General features: G+C 74.9%; 3 protein-coding genes. All 3 read left to right on the top strand.

The annotated features are described in order from the left end of the window. The first annotated feature begins 19 nt into the window (after positions 1-19). A complete protein-coding gene (locus HGA02_RS08535) occupies positions 20-610 on the top strand; it encodes a protein-L-isoaspartate O-methyltransferase family protein (RefSeq protein WP_168678660.1) in 591 nt (196 codons plus the stop codon). Between the two features lie 201 nt (positions 611-811). Next, on the top strand, positions 812-4,963 hold the full coding sequence (locus tag HGA02_RS08530) for a S8 family serine peptidase (protein WP_168678659.1): 4,152 nt from the start codon (positions 812-814) through the stop codon (positions 4,961-4,963). 203 nt (positions 4,964-5,166) lie between these two features. Next, positions 5,167-5,670, top strand: a complete 504-nt coding sequence (locus HGA02_RS08525) for a DUF3806 domain-containing protein (protein WP_210728337.1) — start codon at positions 5,167-5,169, stop codon at positions 5,668-5,670. Positions 5,671-5,822: the final 152 nt, after the last annotated feature.

The following is a 5,822-nucleotide window of genomic DNA, read 5'->3' as shown; positions in this document are numbered from 1 at the left end:
GCCGCCGTAGGCTCGGACGATGGGCGCCACCACCGGCCCCGACCCCGAGCGCGCGGCCGACGTCGCGGACGCGATGCGCACGCTCGCACGCGTGCACTTCCTGCCGCCGGAGCAGCAGGCCCGCGCGGCCGAGGACCACCCGCTCCCCCTCTGGCACGGCCAGACGAGCTCGCAGCCCTCGACGGTCGCCGCGATGCTGCGGCTCCTCCAGGTCCCCGTCGGCGCGCGCGTCCTCGACGTCGGCAGCGGGTCCGGGTGGACGACCGCGCTGCTCGGCCGGCTCGTGGGACCCGGCGGCACGGTGCTCGGCCTCGAGCTGGACCCGCAGCTCGCCGACTGGGGTCGCGGCAACGTCGACGCGTGCGGGATGCCGTGGGTGTCGGTCGACCGCGCCGACCCGCACGTCCTCGGACGGCCCGTCGACGGCGGCTGGGACCGCGTGCTCGTGTCCGCGGCACCCCGCGCGCTCCCCGAGATCCTCGTCGACCAGGTCGCCGAGGGCGGCCGCATGGTCATCCCCGTCCGCTCGACCATGCACCTCGTGCGCCGCGTCGACGGACGCGTGCTGGTCACGACCCACGGCTCCTACACGTTCGTGCCGCTGCGCTGACGCAGGTCGCGGCGACGGTCGCCCGCCGGCGTCGGGACGCGCGTCCGACTCCGACGGGACTCCGACGAAAAAGACGACCGTGCACGGGGGTGACGAATGTCGTGACTCGTCAGTAACGTGCACGAGGCACCCGGGTGCGCGAGCCAGGAAACGGCTCGTCGGCCGGGTGCACGCCGGTCCTCACCAGTCAGGGATGTGCACATGTCACGTCGTCCGTTGCTCGCCGGGCTCACCGCCCTGTCCGTCACCCTCGGAACCGCCGTCCTCGGCGCGCAGCCCGCCACCGCGGCACCGCCCCCGGACACCCCGAGCGCCGCCGACCCCGGCAAGCTCGACCCCCGCGCCGCCGCGCGCGTCTCGCGCGACCTGCAGGACGCCACCGGACGCGTCACCGCGTTCGTCCAGCTCGACGCGAAGTCCGGCGCCGACGTCGTCGCCGACGGTGGCACGCCCGCACAGGTCCGCGCCCAGGCCGAGGTCACCGAGGACCTCGCCGAGGACGTCGTCCCGCAGGAGCAGACCGCCCGCTCCGCCACGGCCGCCGAGCCGCAGCGCATCGCCACCCTGACCAACCTCGTCGCGGGCACGCTCGTCACCGGTGACGCCGCCGAGGTCCGCGCGCTCGCGGAGAGCCCCGACGTCGTGGCCGTCTACCGCGTGGCCCGCAAGACCGCCGACAACAGCCACCAGGTCGAGTTCACGCGTGCGCTCGCGACGTGGCAGAGCACCGGCCAGACCGGCGAGGGCGTCCGCGTGGGCGTCATCGACACGGGCCTCGACTACACGCACGCCGACTTCGGCGGCCCCGGCACGGTCGCGGCGTACGAGGAGGCGTACGGCGAGGACGGCACGCAGCCCGTGCCCGCCGGCCTGTTCGACCCCGAGAAGTTCCTCGGCGGGTACGACTTCGCCGGACCGCTGTACGACCCCAGCGTCGACCCGCTGCCCGGCTCGACGCCCGTCCCCTCGCCGGACGACAACCCGATCGACGCGACCTACCTGTCGGACAACGTCGGTCACGGCACGCACGTCGCCGGAACCGCCGCCGGCTACGGCGTCCTGCCCGACGGCACGACGTTCGAGGGCGACTACACGTCGCTGACGTCGGTCGCCGACTGGCAGGTCGGCCCGGGCACCGCGCCCGAGGCCGGGCTGTACGCGTTCAAGGTCTTCGGCGACATCGGCGGCTCGACCGAGCTCACCGGTCTCGCGCTCGACCGCGCGGCCGACCCGAACGCCGACGGCGACTTCGGCGACCGGCTCGACGTCGTCAACCTGTCGCTCGGCGCGGACGGCGCCCCCGCCGACGACCCCGACACGATGCTCGTCGACGCGCTCGTCGCGCTCGGCACGGTCGTCGTCAACTCCGCGGGCAACTCCGGCGACATCACCGACATCGGCGGCTCGCCCGGCAACGCCGCGGGCGCGCTGACCGTCGCCAACTCCGTCGGCGCCCCGCAGACGTACGACGGCATCGACGTCACGGCCGCCGCGAACCCCGCGCTCGTGGGCCTGCACTCCGGCCAGAACTCGATCGCGTACGCCGGCCCCGACGTGACGGCCCCGGTCGCCTACGTCGGCGCGACGTTCGACGGCTGCACCGCGTTCACCGCCGCCCAGGCCGCGACCGTCTCCGGCAAGATCGCCTACCTCTGGTGGGACGACGACGACGCGACCCGCCGCTGCGGCTCCGTCGCCCGGTTCACCAACGCGGCCGACGCCGGCGCCGTCGGCGTCCTGCTGCCCACCGAGCAGACCGTCTTCTCCGCCGGGATCTCCGGCACCGCCACGATCCCCGGCGCGCAGATGACGGCCTCCACGACCGACGCGCTGCTGCCGGAGATCCAGGCCGGCACGCTCACGGTCCACATCGGCCCGTCGCTCGCCGGCGCGGTCGTCGCCGACCTCGCGGGCGACGCGCTCAACCCGGGCTCGTCGCGCGGCGAGCACGGCTCGCTCGGGCACGCCAAGCCCGACGTCGCCGCACCCGGCACGCTGATCTTCTCGGCGGCGTCCGGCACGGGCAACGAGCCGCAGTCGCTCTCCGGCACGTCGATGGCGTCGCCGCACGTCGCCGGCATCGCCGCCCTCGTCCGCAGCGCGCACCCGGGCTGGGACGCGACGCAGGTCAAGGCCGCCGTCGTCAACACCGCGACGCACGACGTGTGGACCGGCCAGAACCGCACGGGCGACGCCTACGGGCCGCGCCGCGTGGGCTCGGGCCGCGTCGACGCGCTCCAGGCCGTCAACACGAACGTCGTCGCGTACAACACGCAGGACCCGAAGCAGACCTCGGTGTCCTTCGGCGTCGTCGAGGTCGGCGCGCAGCCCGTCGTGCAGAAGAAGACGGTCACCGTGAAGAACCTCGGCACGGCCAGCGCCCGCTACAGCACGTCGGTCACCACGTCGACGACCACCGGGGACGCGTCCATCACCGCGTCGCCCGCGTCGTTCACGCTGCCGGCCGGCGGTTCCGCGGTCGTCACGCTGACGTTCACGGCCGACCCGGCGACCCTGAGCCGCGACCTCGACCCGACGTCCGCGGCCGTCACCGCCGGCGTCCCGCGCGAGTACGTCTCCGAGGTCTCGGGCCGGCTCGTGCTCACGTCGGGTGCGCAGGAGCTGCGCGTGCCCGTCCAGGCCGCGCCGCGCCTCGTCAGCGAGCTGACCGCGGCCCCGGTCGCGTTCGCGGACGCCGCCGCCACCACCGCGCCGCTCACGCTCGCGGGCCGCGGCGTCGCGGAGGGCGGCTGGTACTCGCTGACGACGCCGCTCGTGCTCGGTGCCACCGACGCACGCCGCGACGCCACGCCCGCCGGCTTCGTCACCTCGGAGTCGACGCTCGCGGCCGGTGACATCCGGTACGTCGGCTGGGCGTCGAACGCACCGCAGGTGGCCGCAGCCGGTGGCGACCCCGCCGTGGAGGGCGTGATCGGCCTCGGCCTCGCGACCGACGCGGAGTGGGCCTCCCTCGGGCTCAACTGGCTGCCCGTGTTCGACATCGACGTGGACGGCGACGGCGAGGAGGACTTCCAGACGGTCGTCGAGAAGCTCCCCGACACGGACATCACGCTGGCCGACACGTACGACCTCGCGTCGGGCGACGTCGTGTCGCAGTGGCCCGTGAACGGGTTCTTCGGCGACGTCGAGGCCGGCGTCTTCGACAGCAACGTCCTCGTCGCCCCGGTGGACATCGCCGGGCTCGGCCTCGAGCCGGGTGCGACACCGACCGTCCGGGCGTGGACCTACGCGCCGGACTACGCGGTGACGCCGCCGGCCATCGACGAGGCCGACCCGTTCACGATCGACCCGTTCGACCCGCCGTTCTGGTTCGAGCCGGACATCGCGGGCTCGTTCTCGTCGCTCGGTGACGACGGCACGCAGATCCCGGTGCACCGGTCCGCCGACGCCACCTCGGGCCGGCTGCTCGTCCTGCACCACCTCAACGCCGACCCGGCCGCTCGCGCCCAGGTCGTCGACGTCACGGTGCCGGAGCCGACGGCCACGACCACCACGCTCACGGCGAGCGGCGCGTCGAAGGCCGGCCAGGAGCTCACGCTCACGGCGACCGTCGCCCCGGCCGAGGCCACGGGCACGGTCTCGTTCCGCGACGGCGAGACGGAGGTCGCCTCGGCGGCCGTGAGCGGTGGCACGGCCACCGCGAAGGTCCGTCTCGGTGCCGGCTCGCACGCGCTCACGGCGGTGTTCACGCCGGACAGCGCGCTGTACGCGTCGTCGACGTCCGCGGTCGTCACGGTCGACCTGAAGAAGTCGGGGTCGTCCACGGCGCTCACGCTGTCGCGCAACTCCGGCCCGTACGGCGCCGCGGTCACCGCGACGGTCACCGTGACGGGTCAGACGGCGGCGCCCGCGGGCACCGTCGAGATCCGCGAGGGCACCAAGGTCCTGGGGACGGGCACGCTGGCCGTCACGAACCTCGTCGGGACGGCGACGATCGCCCTGCCGCAGGACCTCACCGTGGGCACGCACCAGCTGACGGCGGTCTACACCGGCAGCGCGGACGTCTCGTCGTCGAAGTCGCAGCGGTCCTACCGCGTGACGCCGGCGCTCGCGAAGGCGACGCTCTCGACCGGCTCGTGGACCGTGCCGGCGGGTGCGAAGCCGGCCGTCACCGTGACGGTCTCGGGCGCCGCGGGCGCCCCGGCCCCGACCGGCAAGGTCACCGTGCTGTACAACCTGCGCACCGTGGCCGTGGCTCAGCTGAAGGACGGCTCCGCAACGGTCACGCTGCCCGCCGTGAAGGTGGGCGGCTACGTCACCGCCCTGTACGCGGGCGACAAGGGGTACCTCCCGACCGTCACCACGCACGCCATCACGGTGACGCGGTCCTGACCCGGTCGGGACCGCCCGCGCGGTCCCGACCGAGGCCCTGACCTGGGCTTCTCCTCACGAGGGCGGGTCCTCCGACCGGCACGACGCACGTCGTCCGGACGGGGGACCCGCCCTCGTCGTCCGTCAAGTCCCGTACCGGACGCGTCGATCAGGACCGTATGCCGCTGTTCCGTCGCACGCCCAGGCCCACGGACGGCTCCGTGGTGCCCACGCCGCACGGACCCGCCGGGGCCGAGCACGTGGACGCCGAGCCGGTCCTCGCGCCCCTCAACGCCGCCGAGCTCGTGTGGACCGCGCAGCAGCGCGCCCTCGTCGAGGAGCTGTGCGACGGCTCGCTCGACGCGCAGGCCGTGGGCGACCTGTTCGACCGCGTCCAGGCGACGTGGCGCGCGACCGGGGACCGCCCCGACCCGGAGCCGCTCGTCAACGCGTTCGGCGTCGCGTTCGGCGACCTGCTCGTCCAGCGCGTCCCGGGGCTCGCGTGGGCGTCCCGCACCGACGGGTCGGGCACGCAGCTCGTGCTCACGCACCCGACGGGCGGGCTGCTGCTGTTCCCGATCACGGCCGTCGGCGACGAGTGGGGCGCGGCACCCGAACGCTGGTTCGTCGCGACCGTGCACCGCACCGCCGGCACCGCGCTGGCCACGCTGGCGGCCGGTCAGCCGGAGGCCGGGACCCCGGCCGGGACGGACGCGCCGCCGGCCTGACGCTCGCCGTCCGGCACCAGGCCGTGTCCGGCAACCCAGGCGTCCGGCCACCAGGCGTCCGGCAACCAGGCCGCATCCGGCAACCGGGCCGCGTCCGCCCGTGGCTCCGAAGACGCACCCCGCCGGAAGCGCCGGGCGTGGTCAGAACAGCG

It is taken from the genome of Cellulomonas septica (assembly GCF_012396155.1).
Lineage (GTDB): Bacteria > Actinomycetota > Actinomycetes > Actinomycetales > Cellulomonadaceae > Cellulomonas > Cellulomonas septica.
Note: the sequence above shows the minus strand (reverse complement) of the source record. Positions and strands in the feature narration are given on the sequence as shown.

Excerpts from the sequence above, each read along its gene's own strand:
- HGA02_RS08535 (WP_168678660.1), top strand. The coding sequence starts at position 20 with ATGGGCGCCACCACCGGCCCCGACCCCGAGCGCGCGGCCGACGTCGCG.
- HGA02_RS08530 (WP_168678659.1), top strand. The coding sequence starts at position 812 with ATGTCACGTCGTCCGTTGCTCGCCGGGCTCACCGCCCTGTCCGTCACC.